General features: G+C 60.7%; 22 protein-coding genes. 3 read left to right on the forward strand and 19 right to left on the reverse strand.

The window, feature by feature from the left end; all coding sequences use genetic code 11:
• Positions 1-78 precede the first annotated feature (78 nt).
• From RYA97_RS00450 to alaC, 5 genes are all read right to left on the reverse strand, one after another.
• Positions 79-717: an aldolase gene (locus RYA97_RS00450; protein ID WP_005778755.1), complete on the reverse strand. Its 639-nt coding sequence runs from the start codon at positions 715-717 to the stop codon at positions 79-81.
• Complete coding sequence (gene otnK, locus RYA97_RS00455; RefSeq protein ID WP_117140115.1) at positions 717-2,006, reverse strand: 3-oxo-tetronate kinase; 1,290 nt, start codon at positions 2,004-2,006, stop codon at positions 717-719. Before otnK ends, RYA97_RS00450 begins: the two co-directional genes overlap by 1 nt.
• Before the next feature lie 10 nt (positions 2,007-2,016).
• On the reverse strand, positions 2,017-2,922 hold the full coding sequence (gene ltnD / locus RYA97_RS00460; RefSeq protein WP_005778759.1) for an L-threonate dehydrogenase: 906 nt from the start codon (positions 2,920-2,922) through the stop codon (positions 2,017-2,019).
• A gap of 227 nt (positions 2,923-3,149) precedes the next feature.
• Entirely contained in the window at positions 3,150-3,605 is a 456-nt protein-coding gene (locus RYA97_RS00465; RefSeq protein ID WP_002551717.1) for a YkgJ family cysteine cluster protein, read from the reverse strand.
• A 173-nt stretch (positions 3,606-3,778) separates the two neighbouring features.
• Complete coding sequence (gene alaC / locus RYA97_RS00470; RefSeq protein WP_002551718.1) at positions 3,779-4,987, reverse strand: alanine transaminase; 1,209 nt, start codon at positions 4,985-4,987, stop codon at positions 3,779-3,781.
• Between the two features lie 337 nt (positions 4,988-5,324).
• On the opposite strand from alaC, the gene ilvD reads away from it, so the two are divergent.
• Positions 5,325-7,172, forward strand: a complete 1,848-nt coding sequence (gene ilvD / locus RYA97_RS00475) for a dihydroxy-acid dehydratase (RefSeq protein WP_003422455.1) — start codon at positions 5,325-5,327, stop codon at positions 7,170-7,172.
• Positions 7,173-7,241: 69 nt separating this feature from the next.
• Here the strand turns inward: ilvD and RYA97_RS00480 are convergent, their stop codons facing one another.
• From RYA97_RS00480 to RYA97_RS00515, 8 genes are all read right to left on the reverse strand, one after another.
• Complete coding sequence (locus RYA97_RS00480; RefSeq protein WP_002551720.1) at positions 7,242-7,565, reverse strand: DUF3392 domain-containing protein; 324 nt, start codon at positions 7,563-7,565, stop codon at positions 7,242-7,244.
• Positions 7,566-7,574: 9 nt separating this feature from the next.
• Positions 7,575-8,789 (reverse strand): radical SAM family heme chaperone HemW, encoded by a 1,215-nt coding sequence (gene hemW / locus RYA97_RS00485; RefSeq protein WP_003366127.1) that lies wholly within the window; start codon positions 8,787-8,789, stop codon positions 7,575-7,577.
• Positions 8,786-9,379, reverse strand: a complete 594-nt coding sequence (gene rdgB, locus RYA97_RS00490) for an RdgB/HAM1 family non-canonical purine NTP pyrophosphatase (protein ID WP_005743064.1) — start codon at positions 9,377-9,379, stop codon at positions 8,786-8,788. Before rdgB ends, hemW begins: the two co-directional genes overlap by 4 nt.
• A 33-nt stretch (positions 9,380-9,412) precedes the next feature.
• The gene (gene metW / locus RYA97_RS00495; protein WP_002551723.1) at positions 9,413-10,033 is read right to left on the reverse strand and encodes a methionine biosynthesis protein MetW; all 621 of its coding nucleotides are present in this window, start codon (positions 10,031-10,033) and stop codon (positions 9,413-9,415) included.
• Positions 10,034-10,040: 7 nt separating this feature from the next.
• Complete coding sequence (locus tag RYA97_RS00500; RefSeq protein ID WP_002551724.1) at positions 10,041-11,180, reverse strand: homoserine O-succinyltransferase MetX; 1,140 nt, start codon at positions 11,178-11,180, stop codon at positions 10,041-10,043.
• A 193-nt stretch (positions 11,181-11,373) separates the two neighbouring features.
• Positions 11,374-11,964 (reverse strand): YggT family protein, encoded by a 591-nt coding sequence (locus tag RYA97_RS00505; protein ID WP_004666457.1) that lies wholly within the window; start codon positions 11,962-11,964, stop codon positions 11,374-11,376.
• Positions 11,965-11,989: 25 nt separating this feature from the next.
• The gene (gene proC, locus RYA97_RS00510) at positions 11,990-12,808 is read right to left on the reverse strand and encodes a pyrroline-5-carboxylate reductase (RefSeq protein WP_005743063.1); all 819 of its coding nucleotides are present in this window, start codon (positions 12,806-12,808) and stop codon (positions 11,990-11,992) included.
• 22 nt (positions 12,809-12,830) lie between these two features.
• Positions 12,831-13,517, reverse strand: a complete 687-nt coding sequence (locus RYA97_RS00515) for a YggS family pyridoxal phosphate-dependent enzyme (RefSeq protein ID WP_005743062.1) — start codon at positions 13,515-13,517, stop codon at positions 12,831-12,833.
• A 55-nt stretch (positions 13,518-13,572) separates the two neighbouring features.
• Between RYA97_RS00515 and RYA97_RS00520 the strand changes: the two genes are divergently transcribed.
• Positions 13,573-14,607: a type IV pilus twitching motility protein PilT gene (locus RYA97_RS00520; protein WP_002551728.1), complete on the forward strand. Its 1,035-nt coding sequence runs from the start codon at positions 13,573-13,575 to the stop codon at positions 14,605-14,607.
• Between the two features lie 95 nt (positions 14,608-14,702).
• Here the strand turns inward: RYA97_RS00520 and RYA97_RS00525 are convergent, their stop codons facing one another.
• Positions 14,703-15,380 carry a C40 family peptidase gene (locus tag RYA97_RS00525; protein WP_002551729.1) on the reverse strand — a complete coding sequence of 226 codons (678 nt, stop codon included), beginning with the start codon at positions 15,378-15,380 and terminating at the stop codon, positions 14,703-14,705.
• A gap of 250 nt (positions 15,381-15,630) precedes the next feature.
• Here RYA97_RS00525 and RYA97_RS00530 point away from each other — a divergent pair, with 250 nt between their 5' ends.
• Positions 15,631-16,035, forward strand: a complete 405-nt coding sequence (locus RYA97_RS00530; protein ID WP_004666455.1) for an NINE protein — start codon at positions 15,631-15,633, stop codon at positions 16,033-16,035.
• 568 nt (positions 16,036-16,603) lie between these two features.
• Here RYA97_RS00530 and RYA97_RS00535 read toward each other — a convergent pair.
• The 5 genes from RYA97_RS00535 to RYA97_RS00555 form a co-directional block, all read right to left on the reverse strand.
• Positions 16,604-17,875 carry a dihydroorotase gene (locus RYA97_RS00535; RefSeq protein ID WP_117140116.1) on the reverse strand — a complete coding sequence of 424 codons (1,272 nt, stop codon included), beginning with the start codon at positions 17,873-17,875 and terminating at the stop codon, positions 16,604-16,606.
• Positions 17,872-18,876, reverse strand: coding sequence for an aspartate carbamoyltransferase catalytic subunit (locus tag RYA97_RS00540; RefSeq protein ID WP_004666454.1), 1,005 nt, complete (start codon positions 18,874-18,876; stop codon positions 17,872-17,874). Before RYA97_RS00540 ends, RYA97_RS00535 begins: the two co-directional genes overlap by 4 nt.
• Before the next feature lie 12 nt (positions 18,877-18,888).
• Complete coding sequence (pyrR, locus tag RYA97_RS00545) at positions 18,889-19,401, reverse strand: bifunctional pyr operon transcriptional regulator/uracil phosphoribosyltransferase PyrR (RefSeq protein ID WP_057422021.1); 513 nt, start codon at positions 19,399-19,401, stop codon at positions 18,889-18,891.
• A gap of 98 nt (positions 19,402-19,499) precedes the next feature.
• Positions 19,500-19,940, reverse strand: coding sequence for a Holliday junction resolvase RuvX (ruvX, locus tag RYA97_RS00550; RefSeq protein WP_002551734.1), 441 nt, complete (start codon positions 19,938-19,940; stop codon positions 19,500-19,502).
• Positions 19,940-20,512 carry a YqgE/AlgH family protein gene (locus RYA97_RS00555; protein ID WP_002551735.1) on the reverse strand — a complete coding sequence of 191 codons (573 nt, stop codon included), beginning with the start codon at positions 20,510-20,512 and terminating at the stop codon, positions 19,940-19,942. The genes ruvX and RYA97_RS00555 overlap by 1 nt, the downstream gene beginning before the upstream one ends.
• Positions 20,513-20,585 lie beyond the last annotated feature (73 nt).

A 20,585-nucleotide genomic window follows, 5' to 3' on the forward strand; every position in this document is an offset into this window, starting at 1 on the left:
TGAGTCATGCTCTCGATTCCTGTTGTTATTGTTTTTCGTCCGGGAGGCGCAGCGCGCCCCCCGATCAATGTGTGTCCGTTACCACTTCGCGCCGAACACCTGACGCAGTTCTTCAAGCGCCGCCGGGTCCAGCGGCGCAGGTTTGGGATTGCTCATCAGCCACAGACGCGCTGTTTCTTCCAGCTCTTCCAGTGCGTAGCAGGCCTTGGCCACCGAACTTTCCCAGACCACCGGGCCGAGCCGCTCGAGCATCACGCCGCGCACGCTGTTGGCCAGCTCCGCCACGCGCTCGGCGACTTTCGGCGAGCCCGGACGCTCGTAAGGGATCAGCGGGATATGCCCGACCTTCATGACCTGATACGGCGTCAGCGGCGGCAGAATGTCGTCCTCCTGCCACACTCCGGCCAGGGTCAGGGCGACCAGATGCGTCGAGTGCGTATGCACCACGCCGCCGACCTGCGGGTTGCGGTCGTAGACTTCGCGGTGCAGGGCCAGGGTCTTGGACGGCTTGCTGCCGGACACCCATTCACCGGCCAGATTGACCTTGGCGATATCGGCCGGGTCCATGCGGCCCAGGCAGGCGTCGGTCGGGGTAATCAGCCAGCCGTCGTCGAGTCGTGCGCTGATGTTGCCGGCGCTGCCCACCGTATAGCCACGGCCATACAGCAGACGGCCGACGTCGCAGATTTCCTGACGCAATGCGTTTTCGTCGATCATCAAGCCGCCCCCGCCAGTTGCTTGAGCGCCTTGGCGAAGAAGTCGCGCGCACCGAAATTGCCGGATTTGAGGGCCAGAGCCAGCGGTTGTGCGCCGCTGCTCACCGTGGCCGGAACGCCCGGATCAATCTGTGCGCCGATCTGCAACAGTTGCACGCCCAGCGCCTGAACCACGGCACCGGAGGTTTCGCCACCGGCGACCACAAAGCGGCGCACACCAGCGTTCAGCAGCCCTTTGGCGATCTCGCCCAACGCGGCTTCGACCATTGCACCGGAGCGTTCAACACCCAGCTCTTTCTGCACGGCTTTGACTTCATCCGGCGTGCTGGTGGCGTAGATCAATACGGTCTGCCCGGCGTCTCTGGCAAAGGCCAGCGCCTGCTCGACCACCGGCTTGCCTGCGGCCAGATCCAGCGGATTGATGCGCAGTGCAGGGCGATTGTCTTCCAGCCAGGCCGCGACCTGGCCATTGGTGGCAACCGAAGCGCTGCCCGCCAACACCACTTCGCCGCCACTGATGGCGACCTGTTTGGCGGCATCGATATCGCGCAGCTTGCCTGCCTTGCGAAAGTTACCCGGCAGGCCCAGCGCCAGACCCGAGCCACCGGTCAGCAGCGGCAAGTCGGCGCAGGCTTCGCCCAAGGTGTACAGATCGGCATCCGACAGGGCATCGGCGATCGCCATGCTCACACCTTCGGCGCGCAGCTCGGCAATTCTGTTGCGCACGCCTTCGACGCCCTGGGCAATGCTGTCATAGCGCAACAGGCCGACCTTGTGGCGGGTCTGCGCTTGCAGCACACGCACCAGATTGGCGTCGGTCATGGGCGTCAGCGGGTGGTTCTGCATGCCCGATTCATTGAGTAACTGGTCCTGTACGAACAGATGACCACGGAAAATCGTGCGGCCATTTTCCGGGAAGGCCGGGCAGGCGAGGGTGAAGTCGCTGTCCAGTTGCTCCAGCAGTGCTTCGCTGACCTGGCCGATGTTACCCGCGGCGGTGGAATCGAAGGTCGAGCAGTATTTGAAGAAGATCTGCTCGCAGCCGCGCTCGCGCAGCCATTCCAGCGCAGCGAGGGATTCAGCCACCGCGTCGGCGCTTGGTGTGGTACGCGATTTCAGGGCGATGACAATCGCGTCGGCGTCCAGGCCGGCAGCCATTTCGGCGCTGGGGATGCCGATGCTCTGCACGGTGCGCATACCGCCGCGCACCAGCATGTTGGCAAGGTCGGTCGCGCCGGTGAAGTCATCGGCAATGCAGCCCAGCAGCGGGCGAGCGTTGTTCAGGCTCATCAGTCGCTCCTCAGGCTTTTTCTGGCTTGGCTTTCGGCAACTCGATGCCCGGGAAAATCTTGATCACCGCCGAGTCATCCTCGCGGCCGAAACCGGCGCTGGAGGCCTGCATGAACATCTGGTGTGCGGTGGCCGACAGCGGCAGCGGGAATTTGCTGCTGCGTGCGGTATCCAGTACCAGGCCGAGGTCTTTGACGAAGATATCCACAGCCGACAGCGGCGTGTAATCGGCATTGAGGATGTGCGGCACGCGGTTTTCGAACATCCACGAGTTACCGGCACTGTTGGTGATCACTTCGTACAGCGCGTCAGCATCGACGCCTTCACGCAGGCCGAGGGCCATGGCTTCGGCGCTGGCGGCGATGTGTACGCCAGCGAGCAACTGATTGATGATTTTGACTTTCGAGCCCAGCCCGTGGACGTCACCCAGGCGATAGACCTTGCCGGCCATGCCATTGAGGATGGCTTCGGCCTTGGCGTAAGACTCGGCCGGGCCGGAGGTCATCATGGTCATCTGGCCAGCGGCGGCCTTGGCGGCGCCGCCGGAGATCGGTGCATCGAGGTACAGCAGGTTCTGTGCGGCCAGACGCTCGCCCAGTTCGACGGCGAAGGTCGGTGCGACAGTGGCGCAACCGATGACCAGACTGCCCGGACGCAGCGCCGCGACCGCGCCGTTTTCACCAAACAGGACGGTTTCGGTCTGCTCGGCATTGACCACGACGGTAATGATCACATCGCAGGCAGCGGCCATGCTGGCTGGGGATTGGCAGGCAACGCCGCCTTCCTGGGCAAACGCTTCGGTCACGCTGCTGCGCACATCGCAGGCATGCACAGTGAAGCCGCTACGCAGCAACGAGCGGGCAATGCCCAGACCCATCGCACCCAGGCCGATAACGCCAACGTTTTTGCTGGTCATGCAGTAATCCTCAAAGTCAGTGCCGATGCCTGTGTCGCTGGCATTCGAGCGTTATTGTTCTGATCTGTGAATCGGATAGTGAATCAATGAGTAAATAATGTGAAGTATTTTTATTTTTCACAAAAATTAACATCGATAGGCTTTTTCCATCGCCCACAAAAAAGCCCCTGTGCGGGGCTTGATTGATGTGAGCCGATATTCTGCGCGTTGCGCAGCCCTTCAAGGGGTCAGAACTTCGGCACTGGCGCGCTGGTGGCGTTTCTCAGTGAGCCGCTTTCCTGACGCACGACTTCTTTGGGCTTGTACGCGCAATAACCGGGACGCGGTCCGACTTTCGGGTGGTTGCGGCAGGTGTCCGGGCGCTTGTCATAGATGGTGCACAGGCGGCTTTTACGGTCCAGGTACAGGCAGTCGTTGTTGCTCATGCGCTGCAACGTGAAGATTTCCGACTTCTGGTTGTAACGCTCGACGATGCCTTCTTTCTGCAGACGTTTGGCGATGTTCTTGGCCGGGTCGCCGCGTTCGAACTCATCGACGATGCCGATGCGGATCAGGTCCTTGATCTTCACTTCTACCGGCAACGTGCAGCAACTGGACACGCAGCCCCCGCACATGTGGCTGGAGTATTTGGCCCAGGTGTCGATACGATCGAGTTCTGCGGCGGCGATCAAGGTGGGTTTCATTTTAGGTCAGGCTTCCGGGTGTATCGGGGCGCGCGATCATACCGGTCTGCAGCGATTTGCAGAAATCAAAAATTGCCGAGGCGACTGTCGGTCAGGTGTGGAGAGGCGGTTGGTTGCAGCGTCCACGCCTGCCGAGCGCAGTCGGTCAGCAGGCGCGGTGTCTCAGAAGGAACTCAGGACTTGAGCTTGTCGTCAGCCCTGAACATGCTGCGGATGCCGCGCACGGCCTGACGGATGCGGTCCTGATTCTCGATCAGCGCGAAGCGCACGTGATCGTCGCCGTACTCACCGAAACCGATGCCCGGCGAGACACACACCTTGGCTTCGGCCAGCAGCTTCTTGGCGAACTCCAGCGAGCCCAGATGCGCGTAGGCTTCGGGAATCTTCGCCCAGACGTACATCGACGCCTTGGGGTTTTCGACCATCCAGCCCAGTTCGTGCAGGCCTTTGACCAGTACGTTGCGGCGCTGGCGATACTGCTCGGCAATGTCGAGCACGCACTGCTGATCGCCTTCCAGCGCGGCAATCGCCGCCACCTGCAGTGGCGTGAAGGTGCCGTAGTCGTGGTAACTCTTGATCCGCGCCAGTGCATTCACCAGTTCGGGGTTGCCGACCATGAAGCCAATCCGCCAGCCTGCCATGTTGTAGCTCTTGGACAAGGTGAAGAACTCCACGGCAATGTCCTTGGCGCCGGGCACCTGCATGATCGACGGGGCTTTCCAGCCATCGTAGACGATGTCGGCGTACGCCAGGTCATGCACCACCAGCACGTCGTACTGTTTGGCCAGCGCCACCACGCGCTCGAAGAAATCCAGCTCCACACATTGCGCAGTCGGGTTGGACGGAAAGCCCAGAATCATCATCTTCGGCTTGGGAATCGAGCCGCGAATGGCTTTTTCCAGCTCGTCGAAGAAGTCCACGCCTGGCACCAGCGGCACCGATCGCACCTGGGCGCCGGCAATCACGGCACCGTAGATGTGGATCGGGTAACTGGGGTTGGGCACCAGCACCGTGTCGCCCTGATCCAGCGTGGCGAGCATCAGGTGGGCCAGGCCTTCCTTGGAACCAATGGTCACGATCGCTTCGCTTTCAGGGTCGATGTCGACCTCGTAGCGCTTCTTGTACCAGTTGGAAATGGCCCGGCGCAGGCGCGGAATGCCCCGCGAGGTGGAGTAACCGTGGGTGTCTTCGCGCTGGGCGACGGTGATCAGTTTTTCGACAATGTGCGGCGGTGTGGCCCCGTCGGGGTTGCCCATGCTCAGGTCGATAATGTCCTCACCACGACGACGAGCAGCCATTTTCAGCTCGGCGGTGATGTTGAACACATAAGGGGGGAGTCGATCGATGCGCGCAAAGCGGCGCGGCGAACCTTGGTCAGCCATGAGTATCTCGCAAACGTAAGCGCCCGGAACCGTCCGAGCGACGTGGCCACATGAGGCGGCCTGCCGAGGAAGATAAATGCCCTGATAGCATTTTGTCCATCGGGATTTGCAGCGCGGCACCGATGGCGATATTCGGACCCCATCAAACCACCCGGCGGTGTAGAATCGGCGCTATTCATCGCCAGTCATCCCCGGCGGGTTTATGAGCTCAGGCCGAATACACGGTGATCCCGTGGTGTTCGGTTTCTTCGCTGCCTGCGGTCACTGCCGCTCGTTCGCGACGTCAATAGAAGCTCACTCCCTTCCTGATCAGCCTTATTTTTGCCGGAGTGTTTCAATGCCTGATTACCGCTCGAAAACGTCCACCCACGGCCGCAACATGGCCGGCGCCCGTGCCCTGTGGCGCGCCACGGGCATGAAGGACGAAGACTTCAAGAAACCGATCATCGCCATCGCCAACTCCTTCACCCAGTTCGTACCCGGCCACGTCCACCTCAAGGACATGGGCCAGCTGGTCGCGCGTGAAGTCGAGCGCGCCGGTGGCGTGGCCAAGGAATTCAACACCATTGCGGTCGACGATGGCATCGCCATGGGCCACGACGGCATGCTCTATTCGCTGCCGAGCCGCGAGATCATTGCCGACTCCGTCGAGTACATGGTCAATGCGCATTGCGCCGACGCCATCGTGTGCATTTCCAACTGCGACAAGATCACCCCGGGCATGCTGATGGCGTCGTTGCGCCTGAACATTCCGGTGATCTTCGTCTCCGGCGGGCCAATGGAAGCGGGCAAGACCAAACTGGCCAGCCACGGCCTGGATCTGGTCGATGCGATGGTCATCGCTGCTGACTCGACCGCCAGTGACGAAAAAGTCGCCGAGTACGAGCGCAGCGCCTGTCCGACCTGCGGGTCGTGTTCCGGCATGTTCACCGCCAACTCGATGAACTGCCTGACCGAAGCACTGGGCCTGGCGTTGCCGGGCAATGGCTCGGCTCTCGCCACCCACAGCGACCGCGAGCAACTGTTCCTGCAGGCTGGCCGCACCATCGTTGACCTGTGCCGTCAGTACTACAAGGAAAACGACGATTCGGTGTTGCCGCGCAACATCGCCAACTTCAAGGCGTTCGAAAACGCCATGACGCTGGACATCGCCATGGGCGGCTCGACCAACACCATCCTGCACTTGCTGGCCGCCGCTCAGGAAGCCGAGATCGATTTCGACCTGCGCCACATCGACCGTCTGTCGCGCAAGGTGCCACAGCTGTGCAAGGTCGCGCCGAACATCCAGAAGTACCACATGGAAGACGTGCATCGCGCTGGCGGGATCTTCAGCATCCTTGGCGAGCTGGCCCGTGGCGGCCTGCTGCACACCGACCTGCCGACCGTGCACAGCAAGACCCTGGCCGAAGGCATCGCCAAATGGGACATCACCCAGACTGACGACGAGGCCGTGCACACCTTCTTCAAGGCAGGCCCGGCGGGCATCCCGACGCAGACCGCGTTCAGCCAGTCGACCCGTTGGGACAGTCTGGATGATGACCGTGAAAACGGCTGCATCCGCAGCGTAGAGCACGCTTATTCGCAAGAAGGCGGCCTGGCCGTGTTGTACGGCAACATCGCGCTGGATGGCTGCGTAGTGAAAACTGCCGGTGTCGACGAGTCGATTCACGTTTTCGAAGGCAACGCCAAAATCTTCGAAAGCCAAGACAGCGCAGTACGCGGGATTCTTGCTGACGAAGTGAAGGCTGGCGATATCGTCATCATCCGTTACGAAGGCCCGAAAGGCGGTCCGGGCATGCAGGAAATGCTCTACCCGACGTCGTACCTGAAGTCCAAAGGGCTGGGCAAGGATTGCGCACTGCTGACTGACGGCCGCTTCTCGGGCGGTACGTCCGGCCTGTCCATCGGTCACGCCTCACCGGAAGCGGCGGCAGGCGGAGCGATCGGTCTGGTGCGCGATGGCGACAAAGTGCTGATCGACATCCCCAACCGCTCGATCAACCTGCTGATCGACGATGCGGAAATGGCCGAGCGCCGCGCCGAACAGGACAAGAAAGGCTGGAAACCTGTCGAGTCGCGTCCACGCAAAGTGACCACCGCCCTCAAGGCCTACGCCCTGCTGGCGACCAGCGCTGACAAGGGCGCGGTGCGTGACAAGGCGTTGCTGGACAAACTGGTGCCTTGATCTGCATCGGCAACACTAAAAAGCCCGGCAGAGATGCCGGGCTTTTTGCTGCGTTTGAAAAAGCAGCGCTTACTTGCGGTCCGCAATTACCCCGATCAGCACCAGCACCACCAACAGCACCGGTGCCAGGCTGTAGTTGTTGAACTGGCTCAGGCCGCGCACTACCCAAGGCGTGGCATAGATCAGCGCCGCGCCGCTGCCCACGGCGCACAGCAGGGCGATGAGCGGGATGCGCAGGGCACCGGTAATGCCGCTGATTCGCTGTTCCAGCCAGCCTTTGATGTCCGAGCCGAACAGCACCAGCAGGCAGCCCACCAGCGCGAGCGCGATTTCCGAGAGATTGCTGCGGCTCCAGCGCGAGACGGTGGCGAGCAAATCGAGTACGAAATCCATGCAGGGTCCTTAGATCAGAAAGTATTGCAGCAGGTCGTTGAGGAACAGCTGGCCTTGTGGCGTGGCGATCAGGCGTGTCGGGTCCTGGTGCAGCAACCCCTTTTGTTCAGCCTGTCGACGCGCCTCGGCCAGCGAATCGAGGCTTAGACCGGTTCTTTCGCGAAATAACGCAGCGTCCACACCATTTGTCAGTCGCAGTGCGTTCATCAGGAATTCGAACGGCAATTCATCCAGCGGCAACAGCTTGGAACCGGCCTGAAACGGCTTGTCCGGGTTCAGGTAATCCTTGGGCAGCCGGGTTTTCCAGGTGCGCATGATGCGCCCGTCCGGGTGGCTCAGCTTGCCGTGTGCACCTGCGCCGATGCCGATGAAATCACCGAACGCCCAATAGTTGAGGTTATGCCGCGCCGGTTTTCCGGGCTGTGCATAAGCTGACACTTCGTACTGCGCGTAGCCATGAGTGGCCAGCAACTGCTGTCCGGTTTCCTGAATGTCCCAAAGAATGTCGTCTTCGGGCAGCACCGGTGGCTGATTCCAGAACACCGTGTTGGGCTCCAGGGTCAGTTGATACCAGGACAGGTGGGTCGGCGCGAGGGCAATGGCCTGGCGCAGATCGGCCAGCGCCTCGTCCTGGGACTGATCCGGCAGGCCGTGCATCAGGTCCAGGTTGAAGTTGTCGAAACCAGCCTGACGCGCCATATCGGCGGCACGAATTGCTTCGTCGCCATTGTGAATGCGGCCCAGCGCCTTGAGTTTGGATTCCTGAAAGCTCTGAATGCCGATCGACAGTCGATTGATGCCCAGGCCGCGATAGGCGCTGAACTTGACCTGCTCGAAGGTGCCGGGGTTGGCTTCCAGCGTGATCTCGATATCGCTGGCAAAGCGGATGCGCTGTTCGACGCCTTGCAGCAGGCGCCCCAGCGCATCGGCGCTGAACAGGCTCGGCGTACCGCCACCAAAGAAGATCGATTGCAGCTCGCGGCCGTAGACGTGCGGCAGGTCCAGGTCCAGGTCGGCGAGCAGGGCGTCGACGTATTCCTGTTCCGGCAGCACCGGGCTGGCAGTGTGCGAGTTGAAGTCGCAGTACGGGCATTTGCGCACGCACCACGGAATATGGATGTACAGCGACAGCGGTGGCAGGTGCGGCAGCGCAGGGCGTGGGCTTTCTGACGAGAAACCGCTCTCGCCGAGAAACAGCGGCTGCGCAGGCGAATCGTGGGTCATTGCAGACCCAGGCGTTGCCGCAACAGGACCATGGCGCGAGCGCGATGGCTGAGCTGGTTTTTCTCGCTCGGGCCGAGTTCGGCGCTGGAGCAATTGCGCTCCGGTACCCAAAACAGCGGATCGTAGCCAAAACCGTGTTCGCCGCTGGCTGCGTGCAGGATGCGCCCATGCCACAGGCCTTCACACAGAATCGGCAGCGGGTCGTCGGCGTGACGCACCAGTGCCAATACGCAGACAAATTGTGCGCCACGCTGCTCGTCCGGCACGTCTTTGAGCGCTTCCAGCAGCTTGGCGTTGTTGGCGGCATCGCCCTTGCCCTCGGCGTAGCGTGCGGAATAGATACCCGGCGCACCGTCGAGAAAGTCCACCGCCAGCCCCGAGTCGTCGGCCAGCGCAGGCAGGCCGGACAGACGCGCGGCGTTGCGTGCCTTGAGGATTGCATTCTCGACGAATGACAGGCCGGTTTCTTCCGGCTCTACCAGGCTGAACTCACTGACCGAGCGCAGCGTTACGCTGCCGCCGAGCATGGCCTGGAGTTCCTTGAGTTTGCCGCCATTGTGGCTGGCCAGTACGAGTTGTGTGAGGTTCATGGTTGGCCTGTCGTGGTGCTTGAAAACGGTCGGTTAAACGGCAATCCTGTGGTCCGTCAGCCCTGGGCTGGTGACCCGGTAGATGCCGATTTCACCGAGCAGGTTGGGCCAGAGTTTGCTAGCCCAGCCGTGGCGATGCTGTTGATCGACGGCCAGCCTGTCGAGCACCTTTGCATCGCGTTCACGGCACAGTTCTTCGAAATCGCCGAAGGTGCAGAAGTGGATGTTCGGCGTGTTGTACCAGGTATACGGCAGGAATTCGGACACCGGCATGCGGCCCTTGCTCGCCAGATACCAGCGGCAGCGCCAGTGACCGAAGTTCGGAAAGGTGATGATGCACTGACGCCCGACGCGCAGCATCTCGTCGAGGATTCGGTCCGGGTAATGCACAGCTTGCAGGGCCTGGGTCATGACCACGACATCGAAGCTGTTGCTGGCAAAGTTGCCCAGCCCTTTGTCGAGGTCCTGCTCGATGACGTTGATGCCCTTGGCGACACACTCGGCAATGTTGGCAGCGTCGTTTTCCAGTCCGTAACCGGTGACCTGCTTGTGGTCACGCAGCCAGGTCAGCAATTCGCCGTCACCGCAGCCAAGGTCGAGCACGCGGCTGCCCGCGGGAATCCATTCCTGAATGATTTCCAGATCGGCTCTCATGACGTCCTCACAACGAAATTCGGTTCATGTAATTACCGAAAGCCTGCAAGTAGCGCGGAATCGGGATCAGAAAGGCGTCGTGGCCTTGAGGTGCGTCGATTTCCAGATAGCAGACGTCCTTGCGCGCGGCCATCAGTGCGTCAACCAGTTCCCGCGAGCGGGCCGGCGAGAAGCGCCAGTCGGTAGTAAACGACATCACGCAGAATTTGGCGGTGGCATTGGCGAAGGTCTTTGCCAGATCATCGTTGAAGTTGGCGGCAGGGTCGAAGTAGTCCAGCGCTTTGGTCATCAACAGGTAGGTATTGGCGTCGAAACGCCCGGAAAATTCTTCACCCTGATAACGCAGGTAGCTCTCGACCTGAAACTCGACGCTGTGGAAGTCGTAGTTGAGTTTTTCGCTCTTCAGACCACGGCCGAATTTCTCGCCCATCGAGTCATCCGACAGGTAGGTGATGTGCCCGACCATCCGTGCCAGCATCAGGCCGCGTTTGGGGATCACACCGCGCTCCTGAAACGAGCCACCGTGGAATTCAGGGTCGGTGAGAATGGCCTGACGTGCCACCTCGTTGAACGCGATGTTCTGTGCCGACAGCTTGGGGGCCGAGGCGATTGCCAGGCAATGGCGCACGCGATCCGGGTAGCTGATGGTCCATTGCAGTGCCTGCATGCCACCCAGACTGCCGCCAATGACCGCTGCCCACGTGTCGATGCCGAGCAGATCCGCCAGCCGGGCCTGACTGTTGACCCAGTCTTCCACGGTCACCACCGGGAAGTTGGCGCCAAACGGCTTGCCGGTGTCCGGGTCGATACTGCTCGGGCCGGTAGAGCCGTTGCAGCCGCCCAGGTTGTTGAGGCTGACGACGAAGAACGTGTTGGTGTCGATAGGCTTGCCAGGGCCGATGCAACTGTCCCACCAGCCCGGTTTGCGGTCATCGGCGCTGTGGAAGCCTGCAGCATGGTGATGCCCGGACAGCGCGTGGCAGATCAGCACGGCATTGCTGCGTGCGGCGTTGAGCTGACCGTAAGTTTCGTAAATCAGGTCATAGGCCGGCAACGAACGACCGCACGCCAGCGCCAGAGGCTCGCTGAAGTGCGCCGTCTGTGGTGTGACCAGTCCGACAGAATCGTGAGGGAATACCGTGGGCATCGACCCTGCTCTCGCATAAATGAGGCGTAAGTCTAAAGACCGCGGGGTGCAGCGGCAATAAGCGATGTTGTGAGGCACAAATCAGCTGCACCTCGGGACAGGACGCAGAGCGTCCAGAACGGCATGCGACGCCGGAGCGTCGCACGATAGTTGAGGTTATCGTTCCTCACGCTCCAGCGTGGAACAAGAGTGCTTACATCAGCAACCGCAGCACATCCGGCATGCCGCTCATGGCGGCGAGGTTGTTGATGACCAGCATGTCCAGCAGCTTGAGCACCAGGAATGCGAGGATCGGCGAGATATCCAGCCCGCCCAGGTTCGGGACAATCTTGCGGAACGGTGCCAAGGCGGGTTCACAGATCTGGTTGACCAGCTCTGCGCCGGGGTTGCTGCTACCCGGTGCTACCCAAGACAGAATCACGCTGATGATCAGGGCAAAGAAGAATATCTTCAGGAACAGTGCGGTGACGCCGATGATCGACCAGAGCAGCAGGTGCAGCGGATCGCCCGTGGTGCCGAACATCAGCAGCAGGGTCAGGGCCATCAGGATCATCTGCACGATGATCGCCAGTACCAGCGAAGACATGTCCAGCCCGCCCAGGCTTGGGATAATGCGCCGCAGCGGCTTGAGCAGCGGCTGGGTGGCGCGCACGATGAACTGGCACAGCGGGTTGTAGAAATTGGCCCGCACCAGTTGCAGCACAAAGCGCAACAGCACGATCAGCAGGTAAAGACTGCCAAGCGTTTGCAGGACGTAAATTGCAGCGGTGTTCAATCCGATCATCGATCTGCTCCAGAAAACCCGAAAATTATTTGCCCAGTTGCTCAGCCAGCTCGGCTGCACGGTGATCTGCGGCAGTTAGTGCCGTTTCCACCAGTGCTTCGAAGCCGCCTGCCTGAAATGCCTTGATGGCCGCCTCGGTGGTCCCGCCCGGCGAGGTGACACGACGACGCAGCTCGCCCGCACCCACATCACTGCCGGTCGCGATCAGTGCCGAGCCCAGTGCGGTTTGCAGGGTCAGCTTTTTCGCGATGTCTTCCGGCAGGCCCAGTTTTACACCTGCCGCGGTCATCGCTTCCATCATCAAAAAGAAGTACGCAGGGCCACTGCCGGACACCGCTGTTACAGCGTCCATGTGTTTTTCCTGCTCGACCCAGACTGCCACACCGACGGCCGACAGCAGTTGCTCGGCCTGCTCGCGTTGTTCGGCAGTGACCTTGTCGGTCGCATACAGCCCGCTGGCACCCTGACGCAGCAGTGATGGGGTATTGGGCATGCAGCGCACCACCGGCTGATCGCCAAGCCATTGAGTCAGGCTGGCGCAGGTAATGCCGGCTGCGACCGAAACAATCAACTGATTGGCTTCGAGGCTGGACTTCAACGCCTGGCAGACGTTTTTCATCATCTGCGGCTTGACCGCCATTACCACCACATCAGCGCCCTTGATCGCCTCGGCGTTGTCGGCAAATACCTGGATGCCATGATCGTTGGCGATGCGTTCGCGGGTTTCGGCACCCGGCGCGCTGGCACAGATCAGTGCCGCGTCCACGCCTTGGGCGCGCAGGCCGCCGATCAGGCTGGCAGCCATGTTTCCGGCACCGACGAAGGCAATACGAGTCTTGCTCATGAAGGGGTCCTTATGGGGAAGGTTATGGCTGGCCATAGTCGCGGGCGCCAAAGAGAGCTGTGCCGATACGCACCCAGGTTGCGCCTTGTGCAATGGCGGCTTCCAGGTCGTGGCTCATGCCCATGGAAAGTGTGTCGAGCGCCAGGTTCAATTGCTCCTGCAACGTGCGCACAGCGGCGAACGAGGCATGCTGAGCAGCAGGGTTGTCTGTGGGCTCGGGGATCGCCATGAGGCCACGCAACTTCAGTCGCGGCAGGGCGATGATGGCGGCGGCCAGTGCCGGCAGGTCCTGAGGCGAGCAGCCCGACTTGCTGGCTTCGCCACTGACGTTCACCTGAATGCAGATGTTCAGTGGTTCAAGCGCCTCGGGGCGTTGCTCGGACAGGCGTTGGGCGATTTTCAGGCGGTCCACGGAATGTACCCAGGCGAAGTTCTCGGCGATAGCGCGCGTCTTGTTCGATTGAATGGGGCCGATGAAGTGCCAGCACAAGGGCAGGTCGCTCAGTTCGAGCTGTTTGCCCAATGCTTCCTGTAAATAATTTTCGCCAAAGTTGCGCAAGCCTGCGGTGTAAGCTTCACGCAGGTCGCCGGCGGGCTTGGTTTTGCTCACCGCCAGCAGGCCGACGGACGCCGGTTCGCGGTTGGCGGCGAGGGCTGCGTCGCGAATTCGTTGTTCGAGCGTTGAAATGTTCGCTGCTATCGTGGACATTGATTTGCGCCAGCAGGGCTAAAGTCTGCGGCATTCTATGTGATTGAGGAGCTGTATGGATATTACCGAGCTGCTGGCCTTCAGTGCCAAACAGGGCGCGTCGGACTTGCACCTCTCTGCAGGTCTGCCACCGATGATCCGCGTCGACGGCGATGTGCGGCGTATCAACCTGCCCCCGCTGGACGCCAAAGAGGTCAAGGCGCTGATCTACGACATCATGAACGACAAGCAACGGCAGGACTTCGAAGAACGGCTGGAAACCGACTTTTCTTTCGAAGTGCCGGGCGTGGCGCGGTTTCGGGTCAACGCTTTCAACCAGAATCGCGGCGCAGGCGCGGTGTTTCGTACCATTCCCTCGAAAATCCTGAGCATGGAAGACTTGGGGATGGGCAGTGTGTTTCGGAAGATTACCGACGTGGCACGCGGCCTGATTCTGGTCACCGGGCCGACCGGCTCAGGCAAGTCGACGACGCTGGCGGCGATGATTGACTACCTCAATTGCAACAAGCATCACCACATCCTGACCATCGAGGACCCGATCGAATTCGTTCACGAGTCGAAGAAGTGCCTGGTCAACCAGCGCGAGGTGCACCGCGACACACTGGGTTTCTCGGAGGCGCTGCGCTCGGCGTTGCGTGAAGACCCGGACGTGATTCTGGTCGGTGAGATGCGTGATCTGGAGACCATTCGTTTGGCGCTCACCGCCGCTGAAACCGGTCACCTGGTATTCGGCACGCTGCACACCACTTCAGCAGCCAAGACCATCGATCGGATCGTCGATGTGTTTCCGGCTCAGGAAAAATCGATGATTCGCTCGATGCTCTCCGAGTCATTGCACGCCGTGGTTTCGCAGGCGCTGCTCAAGAAGGTCGGCGGCGGACGCGTGGCAGCGCATGAAATCATGATGGGCACCCCGGCCATCCGTAACCTGATTCGCGAGGACAAGGTGGCGCAGATGTATTCGTCTATCCAGACCGGCGGTTCGCTGGGCATGCAGACGCTGGACATGTGCTTGGCCGATCTGGTGAAGAAGGGGCTGATCACCCGCGAAAGCGCGCGCGAACGCGCCAAGGTGCCGGATAACTTCTGATCGCAGGGAGGCTGCAGGAACGAAAAAGGGGTCTTGAACGCGTTCAAGACCCCTTTTTTCAGATGCGGCTTGCGGACCGCAGATTCACGCCAGGATCAGCGCTGAACCACACGCATCTGTCCGGGTTGCTTGGGCAACACACGCTTGGCGATCTTGTAGTGACTGTTCCAATACGGTTTGTTCAGCGTATCGACAGTTACGGCCTTGCCACGGCGCGGCGCATGAACGAACTTGTTGTCGCCCAGGTAAATGGCGACGTGGTTGATGTTGCGGCTCTTGATATTGAAGAACAGCAGGTCACCGGGTTTCAGATCCTTGCGATCCACCGTCTGACCATGACCCTGGGCCATGGCATTGGAGGTGCGTGGCAGGTCGACCTCACGGACATCCGTGTAGGCATATTTGACCAGCCCGCTGCAGTCCAGTCCCTTGCCGGGCGTGGTGCCGCCCCAGCGGTAAGGCGTACCGACAGCCTGCAAGGCGCGTTTCACGACGGCATTGCCCTGCTTGGCAGGTACAGCAGCCGACGCCTGCAAGGTGGCCTTGCTGGCGTTCTTGCGTGAAACCGGCTTGGAGGCGCGGGCATTTTTGGGGTGAACGGATACTGGTGTGGCTTCCTGAGGTGCATTGCGAGTCGCGAGTGCCGGTGAAGAGTGACTTTTGGCGGTGTAGCCCGTGAAGCTCGCAGGAAGTTGTTGCTCACGATTGGTGGCGTGGGCGGCCAGTGGCATAAAAAGGCAAATGGTTAGCCATGTCTTGAAAAAAGGACGCATTCGGCAGGGCTCGTAGTGGTCAGCGCGCAACTTTATAACAGCTTTTTCGGAAAATCTGACCCCATTTGTCGAGCGCATCACACTGGTATCATTGCGTTTTATGCGACAGACTCTTTCTTTTTTCTTGCTAATCCCTTTAACGACAAGGGCTTGGCGGCATAAAACCGCCTCGTGTGCCATACGTCGGAAGAGGGAAACCAAGTCACAAATTTGTTATGTATTTTTTTCTATCAGCGCAAAGAGGGTAAAAATGAACGCCTATCGTTCGGACACGCACAGCAAGGTCATGGGCTACCTGATGTGGATTTTCGGGTTCCTGGGGGCGCATCGCTTTTACTACGGCAAGCCGGTGACCGGGACCCTCTGGTTCTTCACGTTCGGTCTGTTTGGTATCGGCTGGCTGATTGACCTGTTTCTGATCCCTTCGATGGACCGCGAAGCCGACCTGCGCTTTACCTCGGGTTCCACCGATTACAGCCTGGCGTGGATCCTGCTGACCTTCCTGGGCCTGTTTGGTGTACACCGCATGTATCAGGGCAAGTGGATCACCGGCATTATCTACCTGTGCACGGGCGGGTTGTTTCTCTTGGGGATTCTGTATGACTTCTGGACCCTGAATGACCAGATCTCGATGAAGAACGCCCAGCGCGGGTGAGGCTTGCTCAGCGGCGGACGCAGAGCGTCAGGGCTTCTGCCCGCAGGGCGTGGGAGCGAACTTGTTCGCGAAGGGGCCGTTACATTCACCGAAAGTTCATCGATTGAATTACAGTCTTCGCGGACAAGTCCGCTCCTACAGAAGCCCCATCATTAAAGCCTCTGGCCGAAGGGTGTGGGAGCGAACTTGTTCGCGAAAGGGCCGTTACATTCACCGAAAGTTCATCGATTGAATTACAGTCTTCGCGGACAAGTCCGCTCCTACAGAAGCCCCATCATTAAAGCCTCTGGCCGAAGGGCGTGGGAGCGAACGTGTTCGCGAAAGGGCCGTTACATTCACCAAAAGTTCATCGATTGAATTACAGTCTTCGCGGATAAGTCCGCTCCTACAGAAGCCTCATCATTAAAGCCTCTGGCCGAAGGGCGTGGGAGCGAACTTGTTCGCGAAGGGGTCTTTATGATCGCCGAGAATACATCGACTGACACACCGTCTTCGCGGACAAGCGAAGCGTCGCCCGGTCCGCTCCTACAGAGGTCTCGCTCTCCTTCGTTGGTCTGAGCGTAGTGCCTCAACGGCTGTAGCTGATCCGTCCATCCACCAGCGTATAGCGTACCGAGCCGGGCAGGCAGTGGCCGATGAAGGGGCAGTTCTCGCCTTTTGACAGCCAGGTCTCGCCCGCAACCGTCGAGGCGGCAGGGTCGAACAGCACGATATCCGCTGGCGCTCCTGCGCTGAGCTTGCCGGCTGGCAGGCGCAAGGCGGCGGCAGGGCCGCTGCTCAGGCGGGCGATCAGGGTCGGCAGGTCGAGCAGGCCGTCATCCACCAGCGTCATGGCCAGCGGCAGCAGCAGCTCAACGCTGCTGATTCCCGGTTCCGTGGCACCGAATGGCGCCAGCTTGGCGTCACGCTCATGTGGCTGGTGATGGCTGGAAATCGCCTGAATGACACCGCTCTTCACCGCTTCACGCAGGCCATCGCGGTCTGCGCGAGTGCGCAGTGGCGGCTGGACGTGATAGAGGCTGGAGAAGTCGATCAGCGCCTCGTCAGTCAGAATCAACTGATACAACGCCACATCCGCTGTCACTGGCAGACCACGTGCCTGCGCCTGGGCAATCAGCGCCGCACCACGCGCACTGGTTAACTGGCTGAAATGTGCGCGCACACCGCTTTGCTCGACCAGCAACAGGTCGCGAGCCAGCGCCACTGTCTCGGCCGTCTCGGGGATGCCCGCCAGACCCAGAAACGCCGCCGTCGCGCCATCGTGCGCCAGACCGCCTTCGGCCAGATCACGATCCTGCGAATTGAAAATCACCGTCAGGTCGAAGGTGGCCGCATATTCCAGCGCCCGGCACAGCGTACGGGTGTTGCTGAAGCTGCTCAGACCGTTGCCGAACGCCACGCAGCCAGCGTCGCGCAGGGCGATCAGCTCTGCCAGTTGTTCGCCTTCCAGGCCCTTGCTCAGTGCGCCGACAGGAAACACCTTGCTGAAACCGGCTTCACGGGCGCGGTCCAGAATCAGTTCGGCCACCGCCGAGGTGTCTAGCACCGGTTTGGTCTGCGGCGGGCAGCACAGGCTGGTCACGCCGCCTGCCACCGCCGCGCGGGTTTCGCTGGCGATGCTGCCTTTGCGGCTGTAGCCCGGCTCGCGCAGGGACACGTTGAGGTCGACCAGACCGGGTGCTGCGACCAGTCCGGCAGCATCGATGATCTGGGTGGGCTCGAAACCCTCCGGGGCGGCACCGATAGCGGTGAGCTTGCCTGCTTCAACATGCAGGTCGGTAACCTGATCCATCCCGCTGACCGGGTCGATGACGCGAGCGCCGAGGATGCTGAGCTTCACTGGGCGTTCTCCTGTTCGAATTGACGTTGTGCGTTTTGCCCGCTCATGGCCATGGACAGCACTGCCATGCGGATTGCGATGCCGTAGGTCACTTGATTGAGAATCACCGAATGCGCGCCGTCGGCCACTGCCGATTCGATCTCCACGCCGCGGTTGATCGGGCCGGGGTGCATGACAATCGCATCCGGCTTCGCGGCCGCAAGGCGCGCGGTGGTCAGGCCGAACAGACGGTAGAACTCGCCTTCGCTGGGCAGCAGTCCACCGGTCATGCGTTCGCGTTGCAGGCGCAGCATGATGACCACGTCCACGTCCTTCAAACCTTCGTTGAGGTCGGTGTAGACCTTCACCCCATATTGTTCGACGCCGACCGGCAGCAGGGTTTTCGGCCCTATCACGCGGATGTCCGGGCAGCCGAGCGCCTGGAGCGCGAGCATGTTGGAGCGCGCTACCCGTGAATGCAGGATGTCTCCAACGATGGCCACCGACAGGTTTTCAAAGCCGCCCTTGTGCCGACGAATCGTCAGCATGTCGAGCATGCCCTGGGTCGGGTGTGCGTGGCGGCCATCGCCGCCGTTGATGATCGCGACATCCGGGCATACGTGTTCGGCGATGAAGTGCGCAGCGCCCGAATCTGCGTGACGCACAACGAACATGTCGGCGGCCATCGCCTCAAGGTTGCGCAAGGTATCGAACAGCGTTTCGCCCTTGCTGGTGGACGAGGTCGAGACGTTCAGCGTGATCACGTCGGCCGACAGCCGCTGCGCAGCCAGTTCAAAGGTGGTGCGGGTACGGGTGGAGTTCTCGAAGAACACGTTGCACACCGTCTTGCCGCGCAACAGCGGGACTTTTTTCACCGCCCGCGCGCCGACTTCAAGGAACGAGTCAGCGGTGTCGAGAATTTCGGTAAGCAGCTCGCGGGGCAAGCCGTCCAGAGACAGAAAATGGCGCAGCTGGCCCTGATGGTTGAGCTGCAGCGGGCGCTTGGCGTCGAGAGGCGTCATCGCAATGGACTCTTAAAGGGCGGTGGAGAGGTCTTGAAGTTCGAGCGCCAGCGGCTCTGGGCCGGACAGCTTGATGCGTTCATCGGGTGCCAGCGACAGAGTCGCGCCAACCACATTCGGGCGGATCGGCAGTTCACCGGCGTCCAGGTCCAGCAGGCAGACCAGCGTGACGCTGGCCGGGCGGCCGTAATCGAACAGTTCATTGAGGGCGGCGCGGGCGGTACGACCACTCATCAGCACGTCGTCGATCAGCACCAGATGCTGCCCTTCTATTTCGAACGGCAGGTCCGAAGGTCGCACTTGAGGGTGCAGGCCGTTCTGGCTGAAGTCATCGCGATAGAACGAAACGTCCAGGGTGCCGAGCGGAGCGGGGTTGTTCAGTGCCTTGAGCAGCGCCTGGGCAACCCATACACCGCCCGTGCGGATACCAATGAAACGAGGGTCGCTGATGCCGCGCTTGCTCAGGTGAGCGTTCAGGTCAGTGGCCATCTGACGAATCAATTCGGCGGGATCGGGCAGGCTCATGGTTTCTCCTTAGAGGCTCAGGCAGCGTCGGTCCATGGCGCAATGCTCAAGCGATAACGTGGAATCCGGGTATCTCGAAGCGATAAAGGCAGAAAAAGTCACACATTCAACAGCTCGGGGTGCTCGTCCAGCCAGCCTTGCAGAAGAAGCGCAGCAGCAATGGCATCCACCGGATTATCGCGGTAGCTGCCTTTCTGGCCGCCGCGAGCCATGCGCTCGCCCTTGGCTTCGAAGGTGGTCAGGCGTTCATCATGGGTGTAGACGGTTACACCAAAGCGGCCGTTGAGCTTGCGCGAAAACTTTTCCGCGCGCGCGCTCATGTCGCTCGGCGTGCCGTCCATGTTCAACGGCAGGCCGACCACGATGGCGTCAGGTTTCCATTCGTTGATCAGTGCCTGAACCTTGTCCCAGTCCGGCACGCCATTCTGCGCCTTGAGCGTACAGAGTTCACGTGCCTGACCGGTAATGGCTTGACCGACCGCAACGCCGATCTGTTTGGTGCCGTAATCAATCCCCAGCAGCAGCCGTAAAGCGGCCATCAAGCGTGTCCTGCCTGGGTCGATATGAGGTTGAGATTGATGCCCAGGCGTCTGGCTGCCGCATCCAGGCGCTGCTCGCTGTCGACATCGAACAGGATGGCCGGGTCAAACGAGCAGGTCAGCCAGGCATTATCGGCCATTTCCGCATCCAGTTGGCCTGCGTCCCACCCTGCGTAGCCGAGGGTGATCACATTTTGATCAGGCCCGTAGCCATCGGCGATGGAAAACAGCACGTCCTGTGAGGTCGACAGCGAAATCCCGCCGGGAAGATTGACTGTGGCCTGAAACGTCTGGCCACTGGGATGCAGGACAAAGCCACGATCGGTCTGCACCGGGCCACCCGAATGTATGGCGATTTCCTGGCAGCGTTTGGGCGCAGGAAGCTCCGGTCGCAGTTGTTCGAGTACATCCGCCAGGGTCAGGCTTTGCGGGCGGTTGATCACCAGCCCCATTGCGCCATTGGCGTTGTGCTCGACAACGTAGGTCAAGGTCTGAGCAAAGTTCTCGTCGTGCATGTGCGGCATGGCGATCAGGAACTGGTGCTTTAGATAACTCGGGGAGACTTTTTTCATGAGTCCTAGTTTGGCGTTGCCTTGCGCGCCTGACAACTGACACTTGTACGTGTCGAGTGTCAGTTTGCAAAAA

The sequence above is a fragment of the Pseudomonas syringae group sp. 26L6 genome (assembly GCF_032587815.1).
GTDB lineage: Bacteria > Pseudomonadota > Gammaproteobacteria > Pseudomonadales > Pseudomonadaceae > Aquipseudomonas > Aquipseudomonas amygdali.

Excerpts from the sequence above, each read along its gene's own strand:
- RYA97_RS00450 (WP_005778755.1), bottom strand. The coding sequence starts at position 717 with ATGATCGACGAAAACGCATTGCGTCAGGAAATCTGCGACGTCGGCCGT.
- otnK (WP_117140115.1), bottom strand. The coding sequence starts at position 2,006 with ATGAGCCTGAACAACGCTCGCCCGCTGCTGGGCTGCATTGCCGATGAC.
- ltnD (WP_005778759.1), bottom strand. The coding sequence starts at position 2,922 with ATGACCAGCAAAAACGTTGGCGTTATCGGCCTGGGTGCGATGGGTCTG.
- RYA97_RS00465 (WP_002551717.1), bottom strand. The coding sequence starts at position 3,605 with ATGAAACCCACCTTGATCGCCGCCGCAGAACTCGATCGTATCGACACC.
- alaC (WP_002551718.1), bottom strand. The coding sequence starts at position 4,987 with ATGGCTGACCAAGGTTCGCCGCGCCGCTTTGCGCGCATCGATCGACTC.
- ilvD (WP_003422455.1), top strand. The coding sequence starts at position 5,325 with ATGCCTGATTACCGCTCGAAAACGTCCACCCACGGCCGCAACATGGCC.
- RYA97_RS00480 (WP_002551720.1), bottom strand. The coding sequence starts at position 7,565 with ATGGATTTCGTACTCGATTTGCTCGCCACCGTCTCGCGCTGGAGCCGC.
- hemW (WP_003366127.1), bottom strand. The coding sequence starts at position 8,789 with ATGACCCACGATTCGCCTGCGCAGCCGCTGTTTCTCGGCGAGAGCGGT.
- rdgB (WP_005743064.1), bottom strand. The coding sequence starts at position 9,379 with ATGAACCTCACACAACTCGTACTGGCCAGCCACAATGGCGGCAAACTC.
- metW (WP_002551723.1), bottom strand. The coding sequence starts at position 10,033 with ATGAGAGCCGATCTGGAAATCATTCAGGAATGGATTCCCGCGGGCAGC.
- RYA97_RS00500 (WP_002551724.1), bottom strand. The coding sequence starts at position 11,180 with ATGCCCACGGTATTCCCTCACGATTCTGTCGGACTGGTCACACCACAG.
- RYA97_RS00505 (WP_004666457.1), bottom strand. The coding sequence starts at position 11,964 with ATGATCGGATTGAACACCGCTGCAATTTACGTCCTGCAAACGCTTGGC.
- proC (WP_005743063.1), bottom strand. The coding sequence starts at position 12,808 with ATGAGCAAGACTCGTATTGCCTTCGTCGGTGCCGGAAACATGGCTGCC.
- RYA97_RS00515 (WP_005743062.1), bottom strand. The coding sequence starts at position 13,517 with ATGTCCACGATAGCAGCGAACATTTCAACGCTCGAACAACGAATTCGC.
- RYA97_RS00520 (WP_002551728.1), top strand. The coding sequence starts at position 13,573 with ATGGATATTACCGAGCTGCTGGCCTTCAGTGCCAAACAGGGCGCGTCG.
- RYA97_RS00525 (WP_002551729.1), bottom strand. The coding sequence starts at position 15,380 with ATGCGTCCTTTTTTCAAGACATGGCTAACCATTTGCCTTTTTATGCCA.
- RYA97_RS00530 (WP_004666455.1), top strand. The coding sequence starts at position 15,631 with ATGAACGCCTATCGTTCGGACACGCACAGCAAGGTCATGGGCTACCTG.
- RYA97_RS00540 (WP_004666454.1), bottom strand. The coding sequence starts at position 18,876 with ATGACGCCTCTCGACGCCAAGCGCCCGCTGCAGCTCAACCATCAGGGC.
- pyrR (WP_057422021.1), bottom strand. The coding sequence starts at position 19,401 with ATGAGCCTGCCCGATCCCGCCGAATTGATTCGTCAGATGGCCACTGAC.
- ruvX (WP_002551734.1), bottom strand. The coding sequence starts at position 19,940 with ATGGCCGCTTTACGGCTGCTGCTGGGGATTGATTACGGCACCAAACAG.
- RYA97_RS00555 (WP_002551735.1), bottom strand. The coding sequence starts at position 20,512 with ATGAAAAAAGTCTCCCCGAGTTATCTAAAGCACCAGTTCCTGATCGCC.